The organism is Stenotrophomonas maltophilia (genome assembly GCF_001274595.1).
Classification (GTDB): Bacteria; Pseudomonadota; Gammaproteobacteria; order Xanthomonadales; family Xanthomonadaceae; genus Stenotrophomonas; species Stenotrophomonas forensis.
Genome location: NZ_CP011010.1, coordinates 4395317 through 4420970, shown reverse-complemented (window position 1 = coordinate 4420970; position 25654 = coordinate 4395317). Strand labels below are relative to the sequence as shown.

25 protein-coding genes are annotated in these 25654 nt (G+C 67.8%); 12 read left to right on the top strand and 13 right to left on the bottom strand.

Annotated features, from left to right (window positions below; all coding sequences use genetic code 11):
- Positions 1-116: 116 nt before the first annotated feature.
- A complete protein-coding gene (locus VN11_RS20130; protein ID WP_053451018.1) occupies positions 117-1043 on the top strand; it encodes a DUF808 domain-containing protein in 927 nt (308 codons plus the stop codon).
- Positions 1044-1148: 105 nt separating this feature from the next.
- On the opposite strand, the gene VN11_RS20125 is transcribed toward VN11_RS20130, so the two are convergent.
- On the bottom strand, positions 1149-2687 hold the full coding sequence (locus VN11_RS20125; protein WP_053451017.1) for a GGDEF domain-containing protein: 1539 nt from the start codon (positions 2685-2687) through the stop codon (positions 1149-1151).
- 105 nt (positions 2688-2792) lie between these two features.
- On the opposite strand from VN11_RS20125, the gene VN11_RS20120 reads away from it, so the two are divergent.
- The 3 genes from VN11_RS20120 (at position 2793) to VN11_RS20110 (ending at position 4871) form a co-directional block, all read left to right on the top strand.
- A complete protein-coding gene (locus VN11_RS20120) occupies positions 2793-3428 on the top strand; it encodes an NAD-dependent dehydratase (RefSeq protein WP_053451016.1) in 636 nt (211 codons plus the stop codon).
- Positions 3428-4135, top strand: a complete 708-nt coding sequence (locus VN11_RS20115; RefSeq protein WP_053451015.1) for a helix-turn-helix transcriptional regulator — start codon at positions 3428-3430, stop codon at positions 4133-4135. The genes VN11_RS20120 and VN11_RS20115 overlap by 1 nt, the downstream gene beginning before the upstream one ends.
- A 349-nt stretch (positions 4136-4484) precedes the next feature.
- Positions 4485-4871 carry a VOC family protein gene (locus VN11_RS20110; protein WP_053451014.1) on the top strand — a complete coding sequence of 129 codons (387 nt, stop codon included), beginning with the start codon at positions 4485-4487 and terminating at the stop codon, positions 4869-4871.
- Between the two features lie 123 nt (positions 4872-4994).
- Here the strand turns inward: VN11_RS20110 and VN11_RS20105 are convergent, their stop codons facing one another.
- The 4 genes from VN11_RS20105 to pdhA are packed head-to-tail and all read right to left on the bottom strand — an operon-like array spanning position 4995 to position 8877.
- The gene (locus VN11_RS20105; protein WP_053451013.1) at positions 4995-6383 is read right to left on the bottom strand and encodes a dihydrolipoamide acetyltransferase family protein; all 1389 of its coding nucleotides are present in this window, start codon (positions 6381-6383) and stop codon (positions 4995-4997) included.
- A complete protein-coding gene (locus VN11_RS20100; protein ID WP_053451012.1) occupies positions 6380-6733 on the bottom strand; it encodes an SH3 domain-containing protein in 354 nt (117 codons plus the stop codon). Before VN11_RS20100 ends, VN11_RS20105 begins: the two co-directional genes overlap by 4 nt.
- A gap of 1 nt (position 6734) precedes the next feature.
- Positions 6735-7802, bottom strand: coding sequence for an alpha-ketoacid dehydrogenase subunit beta (locus VN11_RS20095; protein ID WP_006474353.1), 1068 nt, complete (start codon positions 7800-7802; stop codon positions 6735-6737).
- The gene (pdhA, locus tag VN11_RS20090) at positions 7795-8877 is read right to left on the bottom strand and encodes a pyruvate dehydrogenase (acetyl-transferring) E1 component subunit alpha (protein WP_053451011.1); all 1083 of its coding nucleotides are present in this window, start codon (positions 8875-8877) and stop codon (positions 7795-7797) included. The genes VN11_RS20095 and pdhA overlap by 8 nt, the downstream gene beginning before the upstream one ends.
- Before the next feature lie 335 nt (positions 8878-9212).
- Between pdhA and VN11_RS20085 the strand changes: the two genes are divergently transcribed.
- From VN11_RS20085 to VN11_RS20070, 4 genes are all read left to right on the top strand, one after another.
- Positions 9213-10088, top strand: coding sequence for a tryptophan 2,3-dioxygenase (locus VN11_RS20085; RefSeq protein ID WP_008265566.1), 876 nt, complete (start codon positions 9213-9215; stop codon positions 10086-10088).
- A gap of 180 nt (positions 10089-10268) precedes the next feature.
- The gene (locus VN11_RS20080) at positions 10269-11768 is read left to right on the top strand and encodes a peptide MFS transporter (RefSeq protein ID WP_049456245.1); all 1500 of its coding nucleotides are present in this window, start codon (positions 10269-10271) and stop codon (positions 11766-11768) included.
- 19 nt (positions 11769-11787) lie between these two features.
- The gene (locus tag VN11_RS20075; protein ID WP_053451010.1) at positions 11788-12393 is read left to right on the top strand and encodes a thioredoxin family protein; all 606 of its coding nucleotides are present in this window, start codon (positions 11788-11790) and stop codon (positions 12391-12393) included.
- 233 nt (positions 12394-12626) lie between these two features.
- A complete protein-coding gene (locus VN11_RS20070) occupies positions 12627-13766 on the top strand; it encodes a hypothetical protein (RefSeq protein ID WP_053451009.1) in 1140 nt (379 codons plus the stop codon).
- Positions 13767-13845: 79 nt separating this feature from the next.
- Here the strand turns inward: VN11_RS20070 and VN11_RS20065 are convergent, their stop codons facing one another.
- Positions 13846-14337: a MarR family winged helix-turn-helix transcriptional regulator gene (locus VN11_RS20065; protein ID WP_053451008.1), complete on the bottom strand. Its 492-nt coding sequence runs from the start codon at positions 14335-14337 to the stop codon at positions 13846-13848.
- Positions 14338-14466: 129 nt separating this feature from the next.
- On the opposite strand from VN11_RS20065, the gene hppD reads away from it, so the two are divergent.
- Positions 14467-15579 carry a 4-hydroxyphenylpyruvate dioxygenase gene (hppD, locus tag VN11_RS20060; RefSeq protein ID WP_008264994.1) on the top strand — a complete coding sequence of 371 codons (1113 nt, stop codon included), beginning with the start codon at positions 14467-14469 and terminating at the stop codon, positions 15577-15579.
- Between the two features lie 86 nt (positions 15580-15665).
- The gene (gene hmgA, locus VN11_RS20055; RefSeq protein ID WP_053451007.1) at positions 15666-16973 is read left to right on the top strand and encodes a homogentisate 1,2-dioxygenase; all 1308 of its coding nucleotides are present in this window, start codon (positions 15666-15668) and stop codon (positions 16971-16973) included.
- A gap of 80 nt (positions 16974-17053) precedes the next feature.
- Here the strand turns inward: hmgA and VN11_RS20050 are convergent, their stop codons facing one another.
- Positions 17054-17614 carry a hypothetical protein gene (locus tag VN11_RS20050; protein WP_053451006.1) on the bottom strand — a complete coding sequence of 187 codons (561 nt, stop codon included), beginning with the start codon at positions 17612-17614 and terminating at the stop codon, positions 17054-17056.
- Between the two features lie 125 nt (positions 17615-17739).
- Here VN11_RS20050 and VN11_RS20045 point away from each other — a divergent pair, with 125 nt between their 5' ends.
- Positions 17740-18396 (top strand): hypothetical protein, encoded by a 657-nt coding sequence (locus VN11_RS20045; protein WP_053451005.1) that lies wholly within the window; start codon positions 17740-17742, stop codon positions 18394-18396.
- A 73-nt stretch (positions 18397-18469) separates the two neighbouring features.
- Positions 18470-19435: a sodium:calcium antiporter gene (locus VN11_RS20040; protein WP_053451004.1), complete on the top strand. Its 966-nt coding sequence runs from the start codon at positions 18470-18472 to the stop codon at positions 19433-19435.
- Between the two features lie 89 nt (positions 19436-19524).
- On the opposite strand, the gene VN11_RS20035 is transcribed toward VN11_RS20040, so the two are convergent.
- The 6 genes from VN11_RS20035 to VN11_RS20010 are packed head-to-tail and all read right to left on the bottom strand — an operon-like array spanning position 19525 to position 25447.
- Positions 19525-19914 carry a Na+/H+ antiporter subunit G gene (locus tag VN11_RS20035; protein WP_053451003.1) on the bottom strand — a complete coding sequence of 130 codons (390 nt, stop codon included), beginning with the start codon at positions 19912-19914 and terminating at the stop codon, positions 19525-19527.
- The gene (locus VN11_RS20030; protein ID WP_006399171.1) at positions 19911-20195 is read right to left on the bottom strand and encodes a K+/H+ antiporter subunit F; all 285 of its coding nucleotides are present in this window, start codon (positions 20193-20195) and stop codon (positions 19911-19913) included. Before VN11_RS20030 ends, VN11_RS20035 begins: the two co-directional genes overlap by 4 nt.
- Complete coding sequence (locus VN11_RS20025; RefSeq protein WP_053451002.1) at positions 20192-20698, bottom strand: Na+/H+ antiporter subunit E; 507 nt, start codon at positions 20696-20698, stop codon at positions 20192-20194. The genes VN11_RS20030 and VN11_RS20025 overlap by 4 nt, the downstream gene beginning before the upstream one ends.
- Positions 20695-22230, bottom strand: a complete 1536-nt coding sequence (locus VN11_RS20020; RefSeq protein ID WP_053451001.1) for a monovalent cation/H+ antiporter subunit D — start codon at positions 22228-22230, stop codon at positions 20695-20697. Before VN11_RS20020 ends, VN11_RS20025 begins: the two co-directional genes overlap by 4 nt.
- Complete coding sequence (locus VN11_RS20015) at positions 22227-22619, bottom strand: Na+/H+ antiporter subunit C (protein WP_049428077.1); 393 nt, start codon at positions 22617-22619, stop codon at positions 22227-22229. The genes VN11_RS20020 and VN11_RS20015 overlap by 4 nt, the downstream gene beginning before the upstream one ends.
- Positions 22619-25447, bottom strand: coding sequence for a monovalent cation/H+ antiporter subunit A (locus tag VN11_RS20010; protein ID WP_053451000.1), 2829 nt, complete (start codon positions 25445-25447; stop codon positions 22619-22621). The genes VN11_RS20015 and VN11_RS20010 overlap by 1 nt, the downstream gene beginning before the upstream one ends.
- Positions 25448-25654 lie beyond the last annotated feature (207 nt).

Genomic DNA, 25654 nt, shown 5'->3' with positions numbered 1-25654 from the left:
CAATGTCCGGATTCCGCAGTGTCGCCGGGGGGCGGTAGGCACGCGGTGAATCCGACCGCTTCCGCAGCTGCCCCGGTATCGGTCAGAATCCGCTCATTCCCTCACTTGGATGCCCCATGGCCGGTGCCAGCCTGTTCGCCCTGCTCGACGATATCGCCTCCCTGCTTGACGATGTCTCGGTGCTGACCAAGGTCGCGGCGAAGAAAACCGCCGGCGTACTGGGCGACGACCTGGCGCTGAACGCGCAGCAGGTGACCGGGGTCAACGCCAACCGCGAGCTGCCGGTGGTGTGGGCGGTGGCCAAGGGCTCGCTGGTCAACAAGGTGATCCTGGTACCGGCTGCGCTGGCGATCAGTGCACTGGAGGCGTGGCTGCACAGCCGTGGCTGGAATGTGCCGTTGATCGTGCCGTTGATGATGATCGGTGGCGCCTTCCTGTGCTTTGAAGGCGTGGAGAAACTGGCACACCGCTTCCTGCACTCATCCGATGACGACGCCGAGCGCCAGGCCGAGCGGCGCAAGGCGCTGGCCGACGCACAGGTGGACATGGTGGCGTGGGAGAAGGACAAGGTGAAGGGCGCGATCCGCACCGACTTCATCCTCTCGGCCGAGATCATCGTGTTGACCCTGGGCGTGGTGGCCACCGCGACCTTCACCAACCAGCTGCTGACGCTGGCGGTGGTCGCACTGGCAATGACGATCTTCGTCTACGGACTGGTGGCGGGCATCGTCAAGCTCGATGACGTGGGCCTGTACCTGTCGCGCAAGGGCGGCGCAATTGCGGCGTTCGGTCGCGGCCTGGTCGCCTCTGCACCGTGGCTGATGAAGTTCCTGTCGGTGGCCGGCACCATCGCCATGTTCCTGGTCGGCGGCGGCATCCTGGTGCACAACGTGCCGGCACTGCATCACGCGGTGCAGGCACTGGGCGGCGAGGGCCAGTGGGGCTGGTTGATCAGTGCGGTCGGCAACATGGTGGTCGGCATCATCGCCGGTGCCATCGTGCTGGCTGCGGTGAGCGGCTTCCAGAAGCTGCGCGGGAAATAAGCGGCGACGGATTCCCCGGTAGGGGCCGACCTTGGTCGGTGCTTTGTTTCCCGCACGTGCCAACCAAGGTTGGCACCTACCGAAGCGGTTCACGGGCGCCGGGCGTTATCCCGCCTGCACCCGGTTCTTGCCCTGTCGCTTGGCCGCGTACAGGGCATCATCGGCGCGCCGCAGCAGCGCCTCGGCGTCGTCGCCGGGCTGCCATTGGGCCAACCCCGCACTGAAATGCACCGGCACGCGCCGATCCTGCACCGTCAGCACGCGGTGCGCCAGCGAGCGCTGCAGGCGCTGCACGGTGGCCATGCTGTCAGCGCCCTGGGTTTCGGGCAGCACCAGCACGAACTCGTCTCCGCCCAGGCGCGCGATGCCATCGGTGGCGCGCAGCAGCAGTTTGCATACGGACACCAGGTGCTGCAGCAGCGCATCGCCACCGGCATGGCCGTGCGCGTCGTTGGTCTGGTGGAAGTCGTCCAGATCGATCATCGCCACACCCAGCGGCGAGTTGTTGCGCGCGGCACGCGCCAGCTCGCGTTGCAGCAGCTCTTCCAGCCCGCGGCGGTTCAATGCCTGGGTCAGTGGATCGATGCGGGCCAGATCGCCGGCAGCGCGCAGTTCCTGCTCCAGCTGGGCGATGCGTTGCTCGGCAAGCTCCACTTCCTGACGCGCATTGGCCAGATGGTCGCGCGCCTGTGCCGCTTGCTGCTGCACCTTGCCGGTGTCGCGCATCACGTCCTGCAGCAGCTGGTTGAGGTCGGCGATGCTGCGCGCTTCGCGCAGCTGCAACGCGTAGCTGCCGATGCGATCGTGGTACTCGCCGGTGCTGGCGGCCATGCCATCCATGCGCTCGATGAACTCGCCCATCAGCCCGCGCATCGCTGCCTTTGAATCATCGATGCCCTGGCGCAGCAGGCCCTGCTTGTAGATCACTTCGCGCAGCTCGGCGCGGGTGCGCTCCACCGCTTCGGCTTCCAGCGGCCCGTCCAGCAGCTGGCGCACCGCAGCGATCTGGCCCTGCAGCCAGCTGCGGTCGTCCAGCAGTTCGCTCACGTTCTCCAGCAGCAGCGCGAACAGCTCCAGCAGTAGCGCCTGCTGCTCCTGCCAGCTCTCCGCGCGCACGCCGACCTGGTGGCCGAGTTCGCGCACGCCTTGTTCGATCGGTTCCAGGGCCGTGCCGGGCTGCCACTGCCGCAGGCGCGTGGCCAGCGCCTGCGCCTGCTCGCGCAGGTCCGGGTCATGCTGCAGCAGCGCGACCACTGCGCCGCCCAGCAGCAGCCGCAGCTGCTCGGACAAGCGCAGGCTTTCGGGTTGCCCGTCCGGTGAATGCTGCTCGATGGTGCGGATGTACTTGTCGATCAACTGCCGCATCGCACGCCCGTAGCGCGGCCAATCAGCACTGGCCTGCGCCGATTGCAGGCGGTCGCCCATGTCGCCCAGCTCGCCGGGCAGGGTAGCCATGCCGTTGGCGAACGCGGCCAGCAGCGGTTCTGGTGCATCGGCGCCGGCAAACAGCTGCTGCAGGGCCACGCCGCCGCCGCCCTGCAGCACCACGCGGTCGCCCAGCCCGTCATCCACCACCGCGCGCACGCGTGCCGGCGGCCCAAGGGCAGTACCGGGGGCGGGGCGGTGGTCGGGCTGGTCCGTCATGGAGCAAATCCTGGGGCTGGCAGGGACTGGTTCCAGCATATCGGCGCGGCCGCCGACGGCTTGAACGGCTAGGATGGGCGACAGGATGCCGCAGTGGAGGTAGTGATGCGCGTGATGCTGCTGGGGGCAACCGGCCTGGTCGGTGGGCTGGCCCTGCCGATGCTGCTGGACGACCCGCGCTGCCGTGCCGTGGTGGCCCCGACCCGGCGGGCGCTGACCCTGGCCCACCCGAAGCTGTACGCCCCGGTGCTGGAGTTCGACGCCCTGCCGGAGGCGCCCGACTGGGCGCAGGTGGATGCGGTGATCTGCGCGCTGGGCAGCACGATGGCCCAGGCGGGGAGCCGTGAGGCCTTCCATCGCATCGACCATGACTACCCGCTGGCGTTTGCGCAGCTGGCCCGCGGCCAGGGCGCGCGTGCTTTCGTACTGAATTCGGCAGCGGGGGCCAATGCAGGCTCCGCGATTTTCTACAACCGGGTGAAGGGTGAGCTGGAGCGCGACCTGCGCGCGCTCGAGTTTGCGTCGCTCACCCTGGTGCGGCCCGGCCTGATTGGCGGGCAGCGGCAGCAGGTGCGCCGTGGCGAACACTTCGCCCTGCAGGTGCTGGGCGTGTTGGGACCGTTGCTGCCGCGGGCGTGGCGGATCAATCCTGCCGAACGGATTGCCAGGGCGCTGGTGGATGCCGCGCTGGCTCCGCCCCCCGGCGAGCACGTGGTGGCATCCAGCGTACTGGTCGGCTGATGTCGCGTGCGCTGCGCCTGACCCAGCTGCTGCAGCTGCTGCGCCGCCATCGGCGGCCGGTAGCCGGACAGGTGCTGGCCGAAGCGCTGGGCATCAGCCTGCGCACGCTGTACCGCGATATCGAGACCCTGCGCGAGCAGGGTGCCGACCTGCGCGGGGAAGCCGGCATCGGCTACCAGCTGGCGCCGAGCGATACCCTGCCGCCGATGAGCCTGCCACCGGCCGAGATCGATGCATTGGTACTGGGCCTGCGCTGGGTTGCGGCCCGTACCGAACCCGCGTTGGCCGAAGCCGCACGCGATGCATTGGCGCGCATCGCGCATGTGTTGCCTGCAGCACGGCGCGAGGCATTGCGTGACAGTGGCCTGCGCGTAGGCCCTTCGCGAACGGCGGCCAAAGTGCCGGCGGCGCGCCTGCAGGCCGTGCGCGAGGCGGTCAGTGCGCAGCAGCGCCTCAGGTTTGGTTATGAGGATGCGCGCGGCCAGCGCAGCGAACGCATTGTCTGGCCATTCGCGCTGGGCTACTTCGATGAAGTGCCGATGCTGGCGGCCTGGTGCGAGAGCCGCGAAGACTTCCGCCATTTCCGCCTGGACCGCATCCGCCAGGTGCGCGCGCTGGAGGACCGCTACCCCGTGCCGCGCGCGACCCTGCTGCGGCGGTGGCAGAAGGCGCAGGGCATCACCCCGGACTGGCTGGACCGTTCGTAGCGTCGAGCTTGCTCGACGGCTTTTGTGCTTCGCTTCCTGCTTCTGGGGGAGGGCGGCCTTCGCTCTTTGCTCTTGGTAGAGGTCGAGCTTGCTCGACCGCCTTTGACCTTCGCGAACAGCAGTCGAGCAAGCTCGACATCTACCAGGGCAACGGCAACAGCAGTCCTTCGCGCTTCGTTTCCTGCTCTCTGGGGGGAGGGCGGCCTTCGCTCTTTGCTCCCGGTAGAGGTCGAGCTTGCTCGACCGCCTTTGATCTTCGCGAACGGCCGTCGAGCAAGCTCGACGCTACTGACAGAATCTGTCAGCAGGCCGGTACCACCATGAACGCTCCCAACAACGGAGGTTACCCATGTTCACGCCCAGCACCCTGCTGCAGTACGTGCGCGACGTCGCCACCAGCGCAACTTTCTACAGCGGCATTCTCGGCAAACCACCGGTCGAACAGTCGCCCGGCTTCGCCCTGTTCCTGCTCGGCGATGGCGCCGCACTCGGCCTGTGGCAGCGCGATGACGTGCAGCCCCCCGTGTCTGCACAGGCCGGTGCCGCCGAACTGGCGATGGTGGTGGCCAACCCGGAGACCGTGCAGCAGATGCACGATGCGTGGCGCGCGCTCGGCGTGCAGATCCTGCAGGCGCCGGTGACACTGGAATTCGGCCACACCTTCGTCGGCGCCGATCCTGATGGCCACCGCCTGCGTGTCTACAGCCGCGCCGAGGGCATGGTCGCGCGCGATTGATCGCCCGCATTGTGTAGATCCACGCCATGCGTGGATACGGGCACAAAAAAACGCCGGGCAGTGCCCGGCGTTTTTCCAGATCGTGTGCCAACCAAGGTTGGCACGCACCGGTCAGGTGGCCGATCAGCTGGCCAGCGCCAGGTCGTCCATCATCGCGCGCAGGAAGCGGGCCGCTTCACCACCGGTGGCCGCGCGGTGGTCGAAGGTGACCGACAGCGGGATCACCTTGTGCGCTTCCACGCCGCCCATCACCGGGGTCATCTGGTGGCGGGCGCGGCCGGCACCGACGATGGCCACGCACGGCGGCACCACGACCGGGGTCGCGTAGCGGCCGGCGAACATGCCGAAGTTGGACAGCGAGATGGTGTAGCCGCTCAGTTCCGAGGCGGCGATCGAACGCGATTCCACCTGCTCGCGCAGGCGGTTGACGCCTTCGCGGATGCCACGTGCATCGAGCATGTCGGCATTGCGCAGCGCCGGCACGAACAGGCCGTCGTCGGTGTCCACGGCAATGCCGATGTCCACCTGCGCGTGCAGGGTGCGGGTCAGCGCTTCACCGTCGAACCAGGCGTTCATCGCCGGCACCTTCTGCGCGGCCACCACGATCGAGCGCACCAGGCGCGCGGTGACGTCGTTGCCCGGCAGCCAGGCGTGGATGTCCGCGTCGTCGTTCAGCGTGGTCGGCACGACCTTGCTGTGCGCATCGGCCATCACGCGGGCCATGTTGCGGCGCACGCCCTTCAGCGGTTCCGGCTGGCCCTTGGCCACCACGCCCGGCGGCTGGGTGCGCATCGGCTTGCCGGCGGCAGACAGCGGGGTGCGCGCTTCGCTCTGCACCGGGGCCGACACCTGCGCCGGGGCCGGCGCGGCATAGGCAGCCGCGGCAACCGGTGCCGGCGCGGCGCCGAGTTTGGCACTGCCATTGGCGGCGGCCTGCTTGACGTCGGCCATGGTCACCGCGCCATCGGCGCCGGTGGCACGCACGCGGGACAGGTCCACGCCCAGCTTGCGCGCGGTGGCACGCACGGCCGGAACGGCCTTGACGCCACCGACGGCCAGCGCCTGCTCGGCGTGCACGGCGTTGGAGCTCTGCATCGCACCGACCACGGTACCGGCGTCATCACGCTCGGCGGCGGCGGGCTTGGCGGCTTCGGTGGCCACCGGTGCGGCAGCGGCCGGCAGCGGCGGCGGCGTCGGTGCGGCGGCAGGCGCGGCGTGGCCGTGGCTGTGGCCGGTGTCCTGGCCATCGGCACGCTGCGGCAGGTTCGGGTCCAGCTCGAAGCTGGCCAGCACCGAACCGGTCGGGATGATGTCGCCGGCGGCGCCGGACAGCTTCAGCACCTTGCCGGAGAACGGCGAGGGCACTTCGACGACGGCCTTGGCGGTCTCCATCGAGACCAGCGGCTCGTCCAGCTTGATCACATCGCCTTCCTTGACGAACCACTCGACGATGGTGGCGTCCGGCAGGCCTTCGCCCAGGTCGGGCAGGTTGAAGTTCTTGGTCTGGCTCATGTGCAGTTCTCTTCCAGCAGTTCCAGTTCGCGGGCCGGCAGCCAGCCCGTCGCGCCATTGGCGCGCTCGGACCACCACCACCCACCGTGTTCGTGATGAAGCTTCACCATCTCGCCGCTTTCCACATCCAGCTCGCGGGCGTCGTAGTCGCACAGCGCTTCGGCGCGACCCTCGTCCAGCAGCTGCAGCCACGCGACGGGCGCCCATCCAGCGCGCCCATCGTTGGTGCGTACCCAGGCAAACGCCGGCCATTCCTCGTCACGAACACCTACTTCGACGATCTGGCCGGTGTGGAACCGGAGCGGGTTGGGATACTGGCTGCGGTAAGCCCCCAGAAGGCGGGCCCGCATGTCAGCCGGCCGCCACCGCGCGCTTGGCCGCAGCCACGATCCGCTCAACGCTCGGCAGGTACTTCATTTCCAGGCGGAACAGCGGAATGTGGGTGTCGTAGCCAGTGACGCGCTCGACCGGAGCCAGCAGGTCGTAGATCGATTCCTCGGCCAGGCGCGCGGCGATCTCGGCGCCGAAGCCCGCGGTCTTCGGGGCCTCCTGCACGATCACGCAGCGGCCGGTCTTGGCCACCGACTCGGCGATGGTGGCGAAGTCCAGCGGACGCAGCGTGGCCACGTCGATCACTTCGGCGCTGATGCCTTCGCCGGCCAGCTTGTCGGCCGCTTCCAGCGCTTCCTTCACCTGCGCGCCCCAGGTCACCAGGGTCACGTCGGTGCCGTCGCGCAGCACGAAGCAGACGTCCAGCGGCAAGGCCTCGCCGTCGTTGACGACCACTTCCTTGTACTGGCGGTAGATGCGCTTGGGCTCCATGTAGATCACCGGATCCGGCTCGCGGATCGCGGCCAGCAGCAGGCCATAGGCGCGCTGCGGCGACGACGGCAGCACCACGCGCAGGCCCGGCACGTTGGTGAAGATGGCCTCGTTGGCTTCGCTGTGGTGTTCCGGCGCACGGATGCCGCCGCCCCACGGCACGCGCAGCACCATCGGGCAGTGCAGGCGGCCACGGGTGCGATAGCGCAGGCGGGCGGCGTGGCAGACGATATGGTCGACCATCGGGTACATGAACCCGTCGAACTGGGCTTCGGCCACCGGCTTCATGCCCTGTGCGGCCAGGCCGATGGTCAGGCCGGCGATTGTGGTTTCATCCAGCGGGGTGTCGAGGATGCGCTCGGAGCCGAAGCGCTGCTGCAGGCCGGCGGTGGCACGGAACACGCCGCCGTTGACGCCCACGTCCTCGCCCAGCACCAGCACCGACGGGTCGTGCTCAAGCTCCCAGGCCAGTGCCTGGGTGATGGCTTCGATCAGGGTGATGGGGGTGGTGGTCATGCTCTGTTCTCCGCGCGCGACGGCGGCGCTGTCGGCGGCGTTGGTGTGCGCGCCGGGCGCGCCGTTCTTGATCTCATCCATGGCGCTGCTCCAGGGCGATCGCCTGGGCACGCTGGGCCAGCAGGTCCTGCGGCGGATCGGCGTAGAGGAAATCGAACATCGCCTCGACCGGCTGCACCGGCGTATTGAGGTACAGGTTCACTTCCTCGTCCACGCGCGTGCCGCACTCGGCGACCCAAGCGGCTTCTTCTTCCTCGCTCCAGACGCCGGCGTTGATCAGGTACTTGCGCAGGCGCAGCATCGGCTCGCGCTGCCAGGCATCCTTCACCTCGGCATCGTCGCGGTAGCGGCGCGCGTCATCGGCGGTGGTGTGGTCGGACAGGCGATAGGTCATCAGTTCCAGCACGGTGCCACCGTCGCCGGCCAGCGCACGTTCGCGCGCCTGCTCCATGGCCGCCAGCACTGCAATCAAGTCGTTGCCGTCCACCTGCAGGCAATGCAGGCCGCCGGCCAGGCCCTTCTGCGCCAGCGTCTCGGCACCGGTCTGGGCCGAACGCGGAACCGAGATGGCCCAGCCGTTGTTGACGATGCACAGGATCAGCGGCAGCTTGTAGGCGCCGGCCGAATTCAGTGCCGCGTAGAAGTCGGTCTTGGAGCTGCCGCCGTCGCCGCACACGGCCACCGCGATCTGCGGTTCCTTGTTGAGCTTGAACTTCAGCGCCGCGCCTGCGGCGTGCAGGCACTGGGTGGAGATCGGCACGCAGAACGGGAAATCCTTGGCCGCGTTGCCGCCGTAGTCGTTGCCGCGCTCGTCGCCGCCCCAGTACATCAGCACGTCGTGCGGACGCACGCCACGCATGAACATCGCGCCATACTCGCGGTACGAAGGCGCGAACACGTCGTCCTTCTGCATCGCGGCACCGATGCCCACGTGCGCGGCTTCATGGCCCAGGCAGGCGGCGTAGGTGCCGAGCTTGCCGGTGCGCTGCAGCGCGATGGATTTGCTGTCGAACGTACGTACGAACAGCATCTGCTTGAACAGCGGTACCAGGACCTTGGGGTCGCGCAGCGACGCGGGCAGGTCATCGCGGACGAGCTTGCCGTCCACGTCCAGGTACTGCAGGTATTCGATCTTGAATTCAGCGGCAACCGTCATTGCGTACTGCACCTTCGACAGAGAAGTTACAAATGATATGAATCGCCATGTTAAGGAACGCGTACGGAATAGCCTTCCTGCGCCGCAACACGGGGACTCCCCGTTTTACCCCTGCCGGCGGGTGGGGGGCCAATAACAACAACGTATTCAGTCGTTGCTGCAAAGCATCAGAATACGCCTCTGGCTGACTGTCCGCGCAACGGCCTGATCGGTTCCACGCGCAGCCTCGGCATCGGCCGATGCTCCACGGCCAACCGCACGGCCCGGTATGGACCCGGCGGCTGCCAGCGCGGCGGCAACGCGCTACCCTTGCCGCCCCCGATCTGGTCCCGCCCATGTCCGTCGACAACAACCAACGCGATCTCGAAGCCGGCATCCACACCGATCTGCAGGGGCGCCTGACCTATGGCGGCTACCTGCGGCTGGACCAGCTGCTCAGCGCGCAGCAGCCGCTGTCCAGTCCGCCGCACCACGACGAAATGCTCTTCATCATCCAGCACCAGACCTCGGAGCTGTGGCTGAAGCTGCTCGGCCACGAACTGCGGGCGGCGATCGGCTTCCTGCAGCGCGATGAAGTCTGGCAGTGCCGCAAGGTGCTGGCGCGCAGCAAGCAGGTGCTGCGCCAGCTCACCGAGCAGTGGTCGGTGCTGGAAACGCTGACCCCGTCCGAGTACATGGGTTTCCGCGATGTGCTGGGCCCGTCCTCGGGCTTCCAGTCGCTGCAGTACCGCTACATCGAGTTCCTGCTGGGCAACAAGAACGCGCAGATGCTGCAGGTGTTCGAGCACGACCCGGCCGGGCAGGCGCAGCTGCGCACCGTGCTGGAGGCGCCGAGCCTGTACGAGGAATTCCTGAAGTACCTGGCTCGCTTCGGCCACGCCGTGCCGGCGGTGTACGAGACCCACGACTGGACCCAGCCGCACGTGGCCGACGACGCCCTGCAGCCGGTGTTCGAGCGCATCTACCAGGACACCGACCGCTACTGGCGCGAGTACTCGCTGTGCGAGGACCTGGTGGACCTGGAGACTGCCTTCCAGCTGTGGCGATTCCGTCACATGCGCACGGTGATGCGGGTGATCGGCTTCAAGCGCGGCACCGGCGGCTCGTCCGGGGTGGGCTTCCTGGCCAAGGCGCTGGAGCTGACCTTCTTCCCCGAGCTGTTCCAGGTACGCACCAGCCTGCAGGCGGCGCCCCCGGCCGCATTGGGCTGATCCCCATTCAGCTTGAATCCCGGCCGGCGGCTGGATCGTTTCAGATGCAAGTTCAGCGAGCAGGCGGTGACCTGCCTCAAACGGCGTGTATTTGACGTGAACGCCAGAAGTCGGTGATCCTCGCGCGTTGCTCCACTGCACATCGGACGTGCTCGTCATCCACCGAACCAGGAAACCCGCATGAGCGTAAACGCCACTGCGAATACCCCAGAGCCGGCGCTGCCGGACTTCAAGACCACGCTGGGCCATCCGCGCCCGCTGTGGATGCTGTTCATGACCGAGTTCTGGGAACGCTTTGCGTTCTACGGCATCCGCTGGGCCTTGGTGCTGTACATCGTCTCCCAGTTCTACAACGGCAACGCTGCCGGTGAGGGCGACGCCAGCCGCATCTACGGTGCCTACCTGGCCCTGGTGTACGCCGCGGCGATCTTCGGTGGCTACGTGGCCGACCGGGTACTGGGCTACCAGCGCTCGATCCTGACCGGCGCGATCATCATGGCCGCCGGCCTGTTCATGATCTCGCTGCCGCAGGAGCACATCTTCAAGCTTGGCCTGGCCACCATCATCGTTGGCAACGGCCTGTTCAAGCCGAACATCTCGACCATGGTCGGCAAGCTGTACGGCCTGAAGGACGAGCGCCGCGATTCGGGCTTCACCATCTTCTACATGGGTATCAACATCGGCGCGATGATCGCCCCGGTGCTGACCGAGTACCTGGCCCGCAAGGTCTTCGGTACCTCGGAAATGCCGTCGTACAAGGTCGTGTTCATCGCCTCGGGCGTGGGCATGCTGATCTCGCTGGTGTGGTTCTACATCGGCCGCGCCGGCCTGAAGGGCATCGGTGCACCGCCGGCCGGTGCTGAAGGTTTCGGCCGCATCATCATGGTGCTGGTCGGTGCCGTGGTCGCCATCCCGGTGGCCTACTTCCTGCTGGCCACCGGCGCCACCGCGCTGGCCTGGATCCTGGGCGCGATGTTCACCGCGCTGGCCATCCTGCTGCTGGTCGAGGGCATCCGCGAGGGCAAGGTGCAGCGCGACCGCGTGATCGCCATGCTGATCATCTTCGCGTTCAACGTGATGTTCTGGATGTTCTTCGAACAGGCCGGCAGCTCGTTCACCTTCCTGGCCGAGAACATCGTCAACCGCCAGATGGGTGACTGGACCTTCCCGACGGCCTGGTTCCAGTCGGTCAACTCGGTGGCCATCATCACCCTGGCGCCGATCATCGCCTGGATCTGGGTGGCCCTGGGCCGCGCCAATCCGTCGATTCCGCGCAAGTTCGGCCTCGGCCTGCTGTTCAACGGCGCCGCCTTCGCCCTGCTGATGTACGCGCTGTCGCAGATGGTCGTGGACGGCAAGATCCCGTTCTGGACCCTGTTCATGGTCTACGTCATCCAGTCGGTGGGTGAGCTGTGCCTGTCGCCGATCGGCCTGTCGATGGTGACCAAGCTGGCTCCGGTGCGCCTGGTCGGCTTCGGCATGGGTGGCTGGTTCCTGTCCACCGGCATCGGCAACAACCTGTCGGGCATCTTCGCGGGCGTGGTCAGTGGTGAAGGCGGCATGACGGTCGAGTCGGCCCTGAAGGGGTATACCTTCGGGTTCTGGGCCCTGATCGGCTCCGGCGTGGTGCTGTTCCTGATCGCCCCGCTGATCAACAAGCTGATGCACGGCGTCAAGTGATGAAGAGAGGGTAGCTGGCATGCGTATGAAGCTCGGTAGTGCAGTGGTGGTGGTCTGTGCGGCGCTGATCGGCGCCTGTTCCCAACCGCAACCGCCTGCCGCCGCCGAGCCGACGCAGCCGCTGGACACCCGACCCACCGAGCCACCGGTCGCTGACCCCAGCGAACCGGTGGCCTCGGGCAACACCCCGGTGGCGGCGGACATCGCCGCCATCGCCGGGCTCGGCGCGCAGTTCGACCCGGCCCGCGACCCTGCCGATGACCTGGCCACCGCCAAGGTGGAAGCCCAGCGCGGCAAGAAGCGCATCCTGCTCGAGGTCGGCAACGCGGCCTGCGATCGCTGCCAGGCGCTGGACGAGCTGGTGGAAGGCAACGGCGACCTGCGCCGCTTCCGCGACGCCCACTTCGTGTGGGTGAAGGTCAATGCCAGCGACGAACAGCCCAACACCGCCTTCCTCGCCCAGTTCCCGGAAATGGAGCGCGACTACCCGCACCTGCTGGTGCTGGACGCCGACGGCAGCCTGCTGGTGTCGCAGGCCACCGGCGAGCTGCGCCGGGGCGAAGCGTTCCAGCCTGTGCGTGTGAGCGCCTTCCTCAAACAATGGGCGCCTGACAAACCGGAGTGAGGTCGCGCCGGCCGTCGGCCGGCATGCCCGGTGGATACCGACCGTTGGCCGTGGTGCCCGGTGGGTGCCGACCGTTGGTCGGCACTGATCCTGGCTCGCATCCACGCCCCGCGCGGATCTACTGCGCGCGCCGTCACACTCTCCGAATTGGCGTCTCAACTTCACCGCACGTACGCCGTTACCGGCAAGGACTTCAGTCGACGCTCCGTCGACGCAACCTACCGGAACGCCCCATGCACAGCGACCACGCCGAACGATTGCCCGAAGCTGCCAGCGACCTGGCCGACGCTGGGGCAGGTGACGGCGTGACCCTGCCGCCGCAGGAAGCGCTGCTGGATGACGCGGGCACCGGCCAGGACACCGTCGAACTGGCCCCCCCGCGCCACCGCCTGCCGCAGATCGCGCTGCCCGACAACGTGGTGCTGAAGGGTGCGGTGCAGAAGCTGGTCGAGCAGAAATCGCGGCTCGACGCGCTGGCCGCCGGGGGCCAGCTGGCCGGGTTGCTGCCGCCGGAATGGCAGGGCCATGGCGTGCGCGCGATCGAGCTGTCCACCTTCATCCAGGGCGTGCTGCCGTTCCTGCAGCCGGGCGAGCGGGGCGAGACCGCCCCTGCGCGGCTGCCGGTGCGCCACGTGCTGGGCGATGACAGCCGTTGGGGGCTGGATGATGTGTCCGAACCGAAGTCACTGGCCTGGTACCTGGCCAGTGACGAGCGCGCCACCGCCGGCAGCAAGGACGTGGCCGAGGCGTACCTGGTGGGGGCGCTGGGCCTGGCGTGGATGCAGGAAGGGCGCAGCCGCCCCGGCTTCCTGCGTGCGATGGGCCAGGACAGCCTGGCGGCGCGGGTGACCATGCTGGGCTACCCGCCGGCCAACGAGCTGGCGCTGTACAGCGTCACCGCGCACGGCCAGCCGCAGATCTGGTGCGTGCATGGCCGACGCCGCATGCGCCCGCTGGTGGCGCCGTGGCTGAGCGTGCCGCTGCTGACCGCCTACGGCGTGCCGGCACCGGTCGCGTGGCCGACCAGCTTCCCGCCGGTGGAGGCGGTTGCCGAAGTGCTGGCCACCGCCCGGCTCGGCCGCGCGCTGCCCGAAGTGGACCTGGGCAAGGTGGTGGCGAAGATCGCCGAAGACGCCGCCTCCGAAGCCTGGCAGCCGGTCAGCCTGCTGCAGCTCAACACCTGGTCGCCGCGCTGGCACTTCTTCCTGGGTACCTTCGTCGGCTTGCCGTCACTGCTGCTGGTGGCTGCCGCGCTGGCACTGCCGGGGGCGGTCGAAGCGGCCACCGTCGCGGCGTCACTGGGCTTCGCCGGCGGCGCCATCGCCGCGCTGGCGGTGCCGTGGATCCACGCGCGGCGCAAGCACCTGAGCTGAAAAAGGGGACGGAGGGGATTAAGCCGCAATCAGCACACGTGTGCCTGAAACGACTTAATCCCCTCCGTCCCTTTTTCTTTCAGACCCCTTCGCCCATCCGCTCCAGGCCGTCGCCGGCCAGGCGCAGGATCAGCTTCTCCAGCACCTGCTCTTCCTCGTCGCTCAGTACCGACATCAGCTTGCGGGTGATCTCGATCACCATCGGCGCGATGGTCTCGTACACCTCGAAGCCGGCCGCCGACAGGGCCAGCACCGAGCGACGGCGGTCGTCGCCATGGGTCTCGCGCTTGATGAAGCCACGCTCCAGCAGGCGGGCCACGGCGCGGCTGACTGCCACCTTGTCCATCGCCGTGCGGTCAGAGACCTCGCTGGCCGACGAGCCCGGGTACAGCGCCAGGATGGTGATGACCCGCCACTCGGGAATCGCCAGGCCGTAACGATCGCCGTATAGCTTGGCGATGTTGCCACTGACCCGGTTGGACAGCACGCTCAGCCGGTAGGGCAGGAACTGTTCCAGGTCGAGCAGGACGTGCGAGGCACGCAGGCGGGTCGAGGCGGGTTCGGGGCTCATGTTGCGGTGCACCTTGCTGGTGGTTTCAAGTGTAACTATAAGGGGTAGGTCCAGACCCTGCATTCTCGCCGGGTCCCTACCTGCCCGCACCTGGTTTGTACCGATGCGGTACCGATTCGGAGCCACGCCATGAATACCGCAGTCCCGACCGCCTCGCACCCCAACCCCGGCATGCAGGTCACCACCTTCGAGAACCCGATGGGCATCGACGGCTTCGAGTTCGTCGAATTCGCCGCCCCGGCCGGCCGTGGCCAGGAGCTGCACGAGTACTTCCGGAAGATGGGCTTCAGCGCGGTGCTCAAGCACAAGCAGCGTCCGATTACCGTCTATCGCCAGGGCGACGTCAACTTCCTGGTCAATGAAGACCCCGATTCGTTCGCTGCCGACTTCGCCGAAAAGCATGGTCCGTGCGCCTGCGGCTTCGCCATCCGCTTCAAGAAGCCGGGCCAGGAGGTCTACCAGACCGCGTTGGGCAACGGCGCCGAAGCCATCGCCTTCAAGCCGGACAGCAAGGCCGTCAACGCGCCGGTCATCAAGGGCATCGGCGACTGCATGCTGTACCTGGTCGACCGCTATGGCAGCGCCGGCAGCATCTTCGACGGCGACTACGAGCAGATCGCCGGCACCGACCTGCACCCGGTCGGCTTCGGCCTGACCTTCATCGACCACCTGACCCACAACCTGTACTTCGGCAACATGCAGCAGTGGTCGGACTACTACGAGCGCCTGTTCAACTTCCGCGAGATCCGCTACTTCGACATCAAGGGCCTGAAGACCGGCCTGGTGTCCAAGGCGATGACCGCGCCGGACGGCATCGTGCGCATCCCGCTGAACGAATCGTCCGACCCGAAGAGCCAGATCAACGAATACCTGGACGCGTACAAGGGCGAGGGCATCCAGCACATCGCCTGCTTTACCGAGAACATCTACGAGACCGTCGAAGCGATGCGCGCGCAGGGCGTGGACTTCCTCGACACGCCGGAGACCTACTTCGACGTGATCGACCAGCGCGTGCCGAACCACGGTGAAGACGTGGCGCGCCTGGCGAAGAACAAGATCCTGATCGACGCCGATCCGGAAACCCACCAGCGCAAGCTGCTGCAGATCTTCACCCAGAACTGCATCGGCCCGATCTTCTTCGAGATCATCCAGCGCAAGGGCAACGAAGGCTTCGGCGAAGGCAACTTCACCGCGCTGTTCGAGAGCATCGAGCGCGACCAGATCCGCCGCGGCGTGCTGTAAGGTCTGCAGGCAATGTCGGCCTCCCGCCGACATTAGCCTGTCCACATGGTAGTGCCGGCTGCTGGCCGGCAATCTCTGGAGTTCCCATGTCCACCGCCCTCACCGCCCGCGGCTACCAGTCCGGTTTCGGCAACGAATTCGCCACCGAGGCCGTGGCCGGTGCACTGCCGGTCGGGCAGAACTCGCCGCAGAAGGTGGCCCACGGTCTGTATGCCGAACAGCTGACCGGCACCGCCTTCACCGCGCCGCGCGGCAGCAACCGCCGCAGCTGGTTGTATCGGATCCGCCCGGCGGTCACCCACGGCGAGTTCACCCCGTTCGCGCAGTCGCAGCTGCAGTGTGATTTCGGCGCACAGCCGGCCTCGCCGAACCAGCTGCGCTGGAGCCCGCTGCCGTTGCCGGAGCTGCCGACCGACTTCGTCGAAGGCCTGTACACCATGGGCGGCAACGGCTCGCCCGATGCGCATGCCGGCGTGGGCATCCACCTCTACGCTGCCAACCGCGACATGGTCGGCCGCTATTTCTACGACGCCGATGGCGAGCTGCTGATCGTGCCGCAGCTGGGCGCGCTGCGCCTGCTGACCGAGATGGGCGTGATCGAGATCGAGCCGCAGCAGATCGCGGTGATCCCGCGTGGCGTGCGCTTCCGGGTGGAACTGCCCGACGGCCCGAGCCGCGGCTACATCTGCGAGAACTACGGCGCGCTGCTGAAGCTGCCCGACCTCGGCCCGATCGGCTCCAACGGCCTGGCCAACCCACGCGACTTCGAGACCCCGCACGCGGCGTTCGAGGACGTGGACGGTGATTTCGAACTGATCGCCAAGTTCGACGGCCGCCTGTGGCGCGCCCCGATCGACCATTCGCCGCTGGACGTGGTGGCATGGCACGGCAACTACGCGCCGTACCGCTACGACCTGCGCCGCTTCAACACCATCGGCTCGATCAGTTACGACCACCCGGACCCGTCGATCTTCCTGGTGCTGCATTCGCCCAGCGACACACCGGGCACCAGCAACATGGACTTCGCGATCTTCCCGCCACGCTGGCTGGTGGCGCAGAACACGTTCCGTCCGCCGTGGTTCCACCGCAACATCGCCAGCGAGTTCATGGGCCTGGTGCATGGCGCGTACGACGCCAAGGCCGAAGGCTTCGTGCCCGGCGGGGCGTCGCTGCACAACTGCATGAGTGGGCACGGCCCGGATGCACCGACTTTCGACAAGGCCTCCAATGCCGATCTGTCGAAGGCGGACGTGATCAAGGACACCATGGCCTTCATGTTCGAGACCCGCGCGGTGATCCGGCCGACCGGACAGGCGCTGGCCGCCGGCCATCGCCAGGGCGATTACCAGCAGTGCTGGAACGGCCTGCGCAACAATTTCCGGCCGTCCCGCTAGCTTGGTAGGTGCCGACCTTGGTCGGCACGGACCCTGACCGTGTCCACGCATGGCGTGGATGATTCCCGCCGGAACTGCGCTTACGCGGCTTCGGCGAAGGCGTCGCAATGCTCCAGCGGCAGTGCCTCCAGCAGGCGCTGCCGCACGCGCTGGCAATAGCCGTCCGAGGTCAGGCCGGGCAGCATCTGCATCGCCGACTGCAGCCGCTGCAGCACTTCGTCTTCCGCACGCGCCTGCTGCAGGTCGCGGAACAGCGCCGCCGCCTGCGGGTGGCGCTGCATTTCCAGGATGCCCAGTACATAGATGCGCGCGGCCACCAGCGAGCGGCGGCGTTCGACCGGCGCGGTGGGCGCTGGTGCGGGCGCCCTGGCCGTGACGGGCGTCGGGGCCGGTGGCGCAGCGGGTCGTGCGGCCGGTGCGGCGGGCGCCGGCAGCGGTGCTGTGGTCGGCCCGGTGTCCAGGTAACCGCTCTGCACCAGCTGGATCACCATGGCGGGCGCTTCCTGGCCGAGCAGGTCGGTCAGCTCGGCGACAGTGCGCTGGCCGTCGCACAGGATCAGCAGCCGGCGCTGGCGCATGTCCAGCGGCGCGCGGTGGGCCTGCAGCGCGGTTCGGGCGAGATCGGTCTTGCGCGGTTGCATGGAAGGGACTGGCGAGTCGGTGCAGGCCGAGCCTGAACGAAGGCGATGAAACCGCGATGACAATGCAGCGCCTGCACGCGCATTGCGCTAGCGTGCAGCCACCTTCGTGCCAGGGAACCGCACTGATGAAACACCTTCCGATTGCTGGTCTGATGCTCCTTTCGCTTACCGCCTGCAACGGTGGCTCCGACAAACAGGGCGCCGCGGGCAGCGGCAGTGACACGCCGGCGGAAACCGCTTCGGCAACCGGGCCGGCACAGTCGGCGGATCCGGATCTGGCCGCCCGCCCCGCCAATGACCTCCGGGCTGACAGCCCAGCGCGCCTGGACGGCTTCGCAGGCGCCAAGCTGGGCGCCAGCATCGCCGAGGTCCGCACGGGATTTGGAACGCCGCTGCAGGGGCTCGGCACCGATGCGGCCGGCAAGCCGCTGCCGGCCGACGACAGCAACGATGGCTGCTACTTCCTGCGTCCGCAGGACGCCGAGGATCCGCGCCTGATGATCGAAGGCCGCAAGCTGGTGCGCTATGACGTGCGCAGCGCCGCGATCATCGCACCGGGCGGCGGCAAGGTCGGCATGACCCTGGGCGAGCTGCAGGTGCTGTACCCCGAGCGCGCCGATGTCGGCCCTGACAAGTACGACGAGAAGGCCCAGCACCTGCGTGTGCGCCCGGCGCAGGAAGGCGATGCGGTGATCGACTTCGCGCTGGGTGCCGACGGCAAGGTCGGCGCATGGCGGGTCGGCAAGACTCCGCAGGTCGATTACGTGGAAGGCTGTGGCTGATCCTTGATCCACGGCCCAGCCACGCGCGCGGGGCCAGCGTAGAATCGCGCCACGACCGCTGGGGGAGTGCTCGATGATCGCCATTGCCATTGCCTGGTTCCTGCTCGGCCTGCTGTTGCTGGCGCTGGGCGGGGACTCCATCGTCAAGGCCGTGTCCGGCCTGGCCCAGCGCTTCGGGGCCAGCCCGTTCACCGCCGGCCTGCTGCTGCTTGGGGTGACCACCTCGTTGCCGGAACTGGCGGTCAACGCGCGGGCGTTGGCGGTCGGCCAACCGGAGCTGGCATTGGGTAATGCGGTGGGCAGCAGCATCGCCAACCTGGGCGTGACCCTGGCCCTGGCGGCGATCGCCGCACCGTTGCTGCTGCGCGCGCGCCTGCAGACGGTGCTGTGGTGGTCGCTGCTGGCGGCCGCTGCGCTGCTGATCCTGTTCGGCCTCGACGGCCGGCTGGTGCGCTGGGAAGGCGGCGTGCTGGTCGCCGGCTTCATCGTCATGCAGGTCGTGCTGCTGCGCCGGGGCGGCCGCGAGAGCGCCGAGGTGCAGGCAGCCATCGCCGAATCCGCGCTGAGCCGCACCAGCCTGCCGTTGAACATCCTGCGCGTGCTGATTGCCGCATTGACGCTGTACTGGGGCGCACGCCTGGTGGTCGGTGCGGCGGCTGATTTCGGAACCGCGCTGGGCTGGACGCCGTTGCTGGTCGGCCTGCTGCCGGTGGCCATCGGCACCGCATTGCCGGAGGTCGCCGCCGCCATCGCCGCCGCGCGTCGCGGTCATGGCGACATGGTGCTGGGGCATGTGCTGGGTTCCAGCGCGGTCAACCTGCTGCTGGTGATCGGCGCGATGGCCATGCTGCAGCCGCTGGCGCTGCCGGCCTCGTTCGTGCGCCTGGAACTGCCGGCGCTGCTGGCGTTCGCGCTGGTGCTGTACCCGATGCTGCGTGGTGACCTGAAGATCAACCGCGGCGAAGGCGTGATCCTGCTGGTCGCGTTCGTCGGCTGGCTGGTGCTGGAAGTGCTGCTGGTGGGCGCACCGGCCCTGTAGATCCACGCCATGCGTGGATGCGGTTGATTGTCTGTGCCGACCAACGGTCGGCACCCACCGGGCGTCACCCTGCCGGCCAGCGGCCGGCACTACCGTTTCTGTGTGGTTTCTTCTTCCCGCACCGGTTCCGGCGGCGGCAGCTGTTCCTCGGCGACCGGTTCGTTGCCCGGCAGGCTGGGACGCTTCTCCATCAGCAGCGACAGCGCGGCCTTGGCCATCATGTGTGCGCTGATCGGCGCGGTGATGAACAGGAACACGGTGATCAGCAGCTCACGCGGCTGCGGGTCCTGGCCGAGGAAGATGTGGTAGCACACCGAACACACCAGCACGCAGCCCACGCCCAGCGTGCTGGCCTTGGTGGGGGCATGCAGGCGCTTGAAGAACGTGGACAGCTTCACCAGGCCCAATGCCCCGACCAGGATGAAGAAGCAGCCGAACAGCAGCAGGATCGACAGGCCGATCTGGATCGCGGTGATCATTCGACGATGTCCCGGCGCAGCACGAACTTGCTCAGCACCACGGTGCTGCCGAAGCCGAGCATGGCGATGACCAGTGCGGCTTCGAAGTAGATCGCGGAGTTCAGGTACATGCCGAACAGCATCAGTTCGGCGATGGCGGTCACCGACAGGGTGTCCAGCGCCAGGATGCGGTCGGGCACGGTCGGGCCGCGAAGCAGGCGCCAGGTGGCCAGCAGCATGGCCAGGCCGACCACGTGCATGCACACCACCAGCGTGGTCTGGATGATCTGGAATCCAGTCATGGGAAGATCTCCATCAACGGGGCTTCGTAACGTCGCTTGATCGTGTCGATCAGGTCCTGCGGATCCTCCAGGTGCAGCACATGCACCATCAGGAACCTGCGGTCGTCGCTGAGCACGGCCGAGACCGTGCCCGGGGTCAGCGTGATCATGCTGGTCAGTGCGGCGATACCGTGGATGTTGGCGATGTCCAGCGGCAGCCAGATGAAGCCCGGGCGGATGTTCTTCTCCGGGCCCAGCACCTGGATGGCCACGCGGATGTTGGACATCAGGATGTCCCACAGGGTCACGCACAGCAGTTTCGGCAGCGGCCGCAACGTGCCGATGCGGGCGAACTCGCGGTCCAGGCGTGCGGCGAACAGGGGCACCACCACGCCCAGCACCAGCCCCAGCACGATCTGGCCGAGGGTGAAGCTGTCGGACATCAGCAGCCAGAACGCCACCACCATGATGCTGAGCATCGGCCCGGGAATGATGCGGCGGAACAGGGAGCGCTGGGCGGTCATGGCTGGCGGATCTCCGGCGTGGTCGCGCGCAGCTGCTGCACGTACTCGCTGGGGTGCAGCAGCTGTGCGGCGGTGGCGTCGGTGTAGCGCATCAACGGCGCGGCGGCCAGGGTCATGCCGATGCCGTAGGCCAGCAGGATGCAGGCGGCATACAGCTCGACCCGGCGCAGCCGTGCCTTGCGTGGCGGCGGCGTCTCCGGATCGACCGGCGGCACGCGCCAGAACAGGCGGATGCCGCCACGGGTCAGGCCCATGATCACCAGCAGGCTGCTGACCAGCACCGCGGTCCATACCGGGCCGGTGTACTGTGCCGGCATGCCGGCCAGCAGCGCGGCCTTGGCCAGGAAGCCGGACAGCGGCGGCAGGCCGGCCACCGATACCGCGCCGATCAGGAACAGCACCGCCGGGGTTTCCTTGCCCGGCATCGGCGCGACCACTTCCTTGCGGTCGCTGGCGCCACCGCGGCGGCGGCGGATCAGGTCGGCAATCAGGAACAGCGCGGCGGCGACGAAGCTGCTGTGCGGCAGGTAGTACAGGCCAGCGGAGAGCACCTGTGGCGTACCCACGGCGAAGGCGATGAACAGCGTGGCCGCCGAGACGATCACCAGGTACGAAATCAACACGCGCAGTCGGGTCGCGGCCAATGCACCCAGGCCACCCAGCACCAGCGTCGCCACACCGGCCCACAGCAGCCAGTCGCGGCCGTAGCCGGCCATCGCACCGGCGTCGTCGCCGAACCACAGCATCTGGATGCGCAGCACCGCGTACAGGCCGACCTTGGTCATGATCGCGAACAGCGCGGCCACCGCCGCCGGTGCACGCGAATAGGCTTCCGGCAGCCACAGATAGAGCGGCATCAGCGCGGCCTTGGCGCAGAACACCAGCAGCAACAAGCCCATCGTCGCCTTGACCAAGGTCAGCTGCGCCGGCGGCACCTCGGCGATGCGCTGCGACAGCTCGGCCATGTTCAACGAGCCCAGCGAGGCATACAGCAGGCCCAGCGCGATCAGGAACAGGGTCGAGGCGCTGACGTTGAACACCACGTAGTGCAGGCCGATGCGCATGCGCAGGCCACGGCCGCCGCTGAGCAGCAGGCCGTAGGAGGCGATCAGCATCACCTCGAAGAACACGAACAGGTTGAAGATGTCGCCGGTCAGGAAGGCGCCGTTGAGGCCGACCAGCTGGAACTGGAACAGCGCATGGAAGTGCGGCGCACGGCGGTCCCAGCCCGAACAGGCATGCAGCAGGCAGGGGATGGCCAGCAGCAGGGTGGTCAGCAGCATCCACGCCGACAGCCGGTCGGCCACCAGCGCGATGCCCAGCCGCGACGGCCAGTCGCCCAGCAGGTAGACGTTGATCTCACCGCTGGCGGTGGTGGCGAACAGCAGGCCCACCGCCAGAGCCAGCGCCGACAGCGAGGTCCAGGCCACCGCGCGCTGCACCCTGGGGCCATAGCGGCGGTGTTCGACGAACAGCGACAGCGCAGCACCCAACAGCGGAATCAGGATCGGCAGGATCACCAGATGGTTCATGCGCGGTCCTCGCCCTGGCGCGGCGGCACGCTCTCGTCCTGCAGGTCGTCATCCGGCTCGTGGGCGTCCACGTGGTCGCTGTGGTTGTCGCTGCGGCTGCGCATGGCCAGCACGATGCTCACGGCGGTCATCGCAAACGCGATGACGATGGCAGTGAGCACCAGTGCCTGCGGCAGCGGGTCGGTGTAGTTGCCGAGGTGGCTGTCCACGCCCTCCTGCAGTACCGGCGCCTTGCCCAGCACCACGCGGCCACCGGCGAAGATCAGCAGGTTGGTCGCGTAGGACAGGAAGGTCATGCCGAGGATCACATCGAAGCTGCGTGCACGCAGCAGCAGGTAGATGCCGATGGCGGTCAGCACGCCGATCGCGGTGGCCAGGGCCAGTTCCATCAGTGCATCTCCCCGGTGCGTGCCGAACGGCGTTGCAGGTCGATCTCGCCCTTGCGGGCGATACGGGTGCGCGATGGCTTGATCGTGCCCATCATCGACAGCATCAGCATGGCGCCGCCGAACACCACCAGGTAGACGCCGATGTCGAAGCCGATCGCGCTGGCCAGCGGTACGTCGCCGATCAGCGGCAGGTGCAGATCGAGGTGGCCGCTGGTCAGGAACGGCACGCCGAACAGCATCGAGGCACTGCCACTGAGCAGGGCGATCAGCAGGCCCATGCCGATGCAGCGGATGTAGTCGAAGCCGAAGCGTGATTCCACCGACGCGGTGCCCTGGATCACGTACTGGATCAGCAGCGGCACTGCCAGCACCAGGCCGGCGATGAAGCCACCGCCCGGCGCGTTGTGGCCGCGCAGGAACAGGAAGATCGACACGGTCAGGGTCAGCGGGAACATGATCTGGGCCAGGTCGGCCGGCACCGGCAGCTTGATCGGCGGGCCGGGCATGATCTGCTCCGGTGCCATCCGCGTACGCCGCAGCAGCGCATGCACCACCAGCGCGGCGATGCCGAACACGGTGATCTCGCCGAAGGTATCGAAGCCGCGGAAGTCGACCAGGATCACGTTGACCACGTTCTGCCCATACGCCTCGGGCAGCGCCCGGCCCAGCAGTTCGCCGGCCATGGTGTTCGGCGGCAGGGTCATCGCCGAATAGGCCAGCGCGCCGAGGCCGCCACCGGCGAGGATCGCGATCACCGCATCGCGGCGCTTGCGCCAGCGCGGCCGCTCCGGCCCGGATTGCGCGGGCAGGTAGTTCATGCCCAGCAGCATCAGCACCAGGGTGACCATCTCCACCAGCAGCTGGGTCAGGGCCAGGTCGGGCGCGGACAGGAACACGAAGGTCAGCGCCACCATCAGGCCGACGCCGCCGACCAGCAGCACCGCCAGCAGGCGCTGCTTGTAGACGCGCAGGGTGGCCACTGCACAGGCCATCATCACCAGCCACAGCGCCCAGCCCAGCAGCGGGATCGGCTGCGGTGCGGTCCAGTTCGGCGAGGCCGGATTGGCCACGAACGGCGCCGCAGCGACCACGATCGCCACCAGCACCAGGCCCAGCAGCATGCGCTGCAGGCTGCCGTTGGCGATGCCGTTGGTCAGGCGCATGGCCAGCGCGGACACCGCATCCAGCTGTGCATGGAACACGTTGCGACCGGTGCTGACGTTGGTCACGCCGTGCAGGTTGATCAGCTTGCGCAGGCCGAAGTACAGCGCCACGCCACCGACCACGCCGATCGCGCTCATCGCCAGCGGCAGGTTGAAGCCGTGCCACACCGCCAGGCTGTACTCGGGCATGGCCGGGCCGAGAATCGAGGCAGCGGCGGCGTGCAGCACCGGTGCCACGGTCAGCGCCGGAGCCACGCCCACCGCGATGCAGATCACCACCAGCAGCTCCACCGGCACCTTCATCCAGCGCGGCGGCTCGTGCGGCACGCGATCCAGGTCGTGCGGGCCGGGGCCGAAGAAGGTGTCGTGCACGAAGCGCAGGCTGTAGGCCACGCCGAACACGCCGGCCAGCAGCGCGGCGATCGACACCGCCGTACGCATGATGCCCGGGCCGCCCGCGGTGATCGCTTCGGCGAACAGCATTTCCTTGGACAGGAAGCCGTTGAGCAGCGGAATGCCGGCCATCGCCAGCGAGGCGATGATCGCCAGCGCACTGGTGAACGGCATCAGCCTGCGCAGCCCGCCCAGCTTGCGCATGTCACGGGTGCCGGTCTCGTGGTCGATGATGCCGGCGGCCATGAACAGCGAGGCCTTGAAGGTGGCGTGGTTGAGGATGTGGAACACGCCGGCGACCACCGCCATCGGCGTGGACAGGCCGAACAGCAGGGTGATCAGGCCCAGGTGCGAGATCGTCGAATAGGCCAGCAGGCCCTTCAGGTCGTGCTGGAAGATCGCGTTCCAGGCACCGATCAGCAGGGTCAGCGCGCCGATGCCGCTGACCGTGTAGAAGAACAGGTCGCTGCCGGCCAGCGCCGGGTGCAGGCGCGCCAGCAGGAACACGCCGGCCTTCACCATGGTGGCCGAGTGCAGGTAGGCCGAGACCGGGGTCGGTGCCGCCATCGCGTGCGGCAGCCAGAAGTGGAACGGGAACTGCGCACTCTTGGTGAAGATGCCGGCCAGCACCAGGAACAGCGCGTACGGGTACAGCGCACTGGCGCGGATCTGCTCGCCGGCAGCCAGCACCACGTCCAGGTCGAAGCTGCCGACGATGCGGCCGATCAGCAGCACGCCACCGAGCAGGGCCAGGCCACCGCCGCCGGTGATCACCAGCGCCATGCGCGCGCCCTCGCGGGCGTCCTGGCGGTGCGACCAGAAGCCGATCAGCAGGAACGAGCTGATACTGGTCATTTCCCAGAAGATCATCAGCAACAGCAGGTTGCCCGACAGCACCATGCCCAGCATGGCGCCCATGAACAGCAGCAGGTAGCAGTAGAAGCGGTGCGCGCTGTCCTGCTGGCTCAGGTAGTAGCGCGCATACAGCACCACCAGCGCGCCGATGCCCAGCACCAGCCCGGCGAACATCCAGGCCAGCCCATCCAGGCGCAGGGTGAAGTCCAGGCCGATCTGCGGCAGCCAGGGCACCATCGTGCGCACCAGCTGGCCATCGAGCACGGACGGGGTCAGCCAGCCGAGGATGGCCAGCCCGCCCAACGGCGCCAGCGCCGCCAGCCAGGCAGCAGTCGAGCGCGAACTACGGGGGAAGGCCGCAACGGCCGCTGCCATCAGGAAGGGCAGGGCCAGCAGCAGGGGCAGGCTGGGGAGCATGCAGGGAATCCATGATTCACGAGCAGGTCAGGGAGGATAACAGGCTGCGAAATGTCGCCGAAACCCATCGAACAGCGATCAATTGCATGTAACGTCCGCTGATTCATCTTTTTTGCGGCGCAGCATCACGTTCCTGCATCACCTCCCCGGTTGCCCTCGGGGGACACCCTACGCCCGCGCAGGGAGACCGCAGGCCCTGTCGCACAG

Coding starts and splice junctions, on each gene's coding strand:
- VN11_RS20130 (WP_053451018.1), top strand. CDS start 117: ATGGCCGGTGCCAGCCTGTTCGCCCTGCTCGACGATATCGCCTCCCTG.
- VN11_RS20125 (WP_053451017.1), bottom strand. CDS start 2,687: ATGACGGACCAGCCCGACCACCGCCCCGCCCCCGGTACTGCCCTTGGG.
- VN11_RS20120 (WP_053451016.1), top strand. CDS start 2,793: ATGCGCGTGATGCTGCTGGGGGCAACCGGCCTGGTCGGTGGGCTGGCC.
- VN11_RS20115 (WP_053451015.1), top strand. CDS start 3,428: ATGTCGCGTGCGCTGCGCCTGACCCAGCTGCTGCAGCTGCTGCGCCGC.
- VN11_RS20110 (WP_053451014.1), top strand. CDS start 4,485: ATGTTCACGCCCAGCACCCTGCTGCAGTACGTGCGCGACGTCGCCACC.
- VN11_RS20105 (WP_053451013.1), bottom strand. CDS start 6,383: ATGAGCCAGACCAAGAACTTCAACCTGCCCGACCTGGGCGAAGGCCTG.
- VN11_RS20100 (WP_053451012.1), bottom strand. CDS start 6,733: ATGCGGGCCCGCCTTCTGGGGGCTTACCGCAGCCAGTATCCCAACCCG.
- VN11_RS20095 (WP_006474353.1), bottom strand. CDS start 7,802: ATGGATGAGATCAAGAACGGCGCGCCCGGCGCGCACACCAACGCCGCC.
- pdhA (WP_053451011.1), bottom strand. CDS start 8,877: ATGACGGTTGCCGCTGAATTCAAGATCGAATACCTGCAGTACCTGGAC.
- VN11_RS20085 (WP_008265566.1), top strand. CDS start 9,213: ATGTCCGTCGACAACAACCAACGCGATCTCGAAGCCGGCATCCACACC.
- VN11_RS20080 (WP_049456245.1), top strand. CDS start 10,269: ATGAGCGTAAACGCCACTGCGAATACCCCAGAGCCGGCGCTGCCGGAC.
- VN11_RS20075 (WP_053451010.1), top strand. CDS start 11,788: ATGCGTATGAAGCTCGGTAGTGCAGTGGTGGTGGTCTGTGCGGCGCTG.
- VN11_RS20070 (WP_053451009.1), top strand. CDS start 12,627: ATGCACAGCGACCACGCCGAACGATTGCCCGAAGCTGCCAGCGACCTG.
- VN11_RS20065 (WP_053451008.1), bottom strand. CDS start 14,337: ATGAGCCCCGAACCCGCCTCGACCCGCCTGCGTGCCTCGCACGTCCTG.
- hppD (WP_008264994.1), top strand. CDS start 14,467: ATGAATACCGCAGTCCCGACCGCCTCGCACCCCAACCCCGGCATGCAG.
- hmgA (WP_053451007.1), top strand. CDS start 15,666: ATGTCCACCGCCCTCACCGCCCGCGGCTACCAGTCCGGTTTCGGCAAC.
- VN11_RS20050 (WP_053451006.1), bottom strand. CDS start 17,614: ATGCAACCGCGCAAGACCGATCTCGCCCGAACCGCGCTGCAGGCCCAC.
- VN11_RS20045 (WP_053451005.1), top strand. CDS start 17,740: ATGAAACACCTTCCGATTGCTGGTCTGATGCTCCTTTCGCTTACCGCC.
- VN11_RS20040 (WP_053451004.1), top strand. CDS start 18,470: ATGATCGCCATTGCCATTGCCTGGTTCCTGCTCGGCCTGCTGTTGCTG.
- VN11_RS20035 (WP_053451003.1), bottom strand. CDS start 19,914: ATGATCACCGCGATCCAGATCGGCCTGTCGATCCTGCTGCTGTTCGGC.
- VN11_RS20030 (WP_006399171.1), bottom strand. CDS start 20,195: ATGACTGGATTCCAGATCATCCAGACCACGCTGGTGGTGTGCATGCAC.
- VN11_RS20025 (WP_053451002.1), bottom strand. CDS start 20,698: ATGACCGCCCAGCGCTCCCTGTTCCGCCGCATCATTCCCGGGCCGATG.
- VN11_RS20020 (WP_053451001.1), bottom strand. CDS start 22,230: ATGAACCATCTGGTGATCCTGCCGATCCTGATTCCGCTGTTGGGTGCT.
- VN11_RS20015 (WP_049428077.1), bottom strand. CDS start 22,619: ATGGAACTGGCCCTGGCCACCGCGATCGGCGTGCTGACCGCCATCGGC.
- VN11_RS20010 (WP_053451000.1), bottom strand. CDS start 25,447: ATGCTCCCCAGCCTGCCCCTGCTGCTGGCCCTGCCCTTCCTGATGGCA.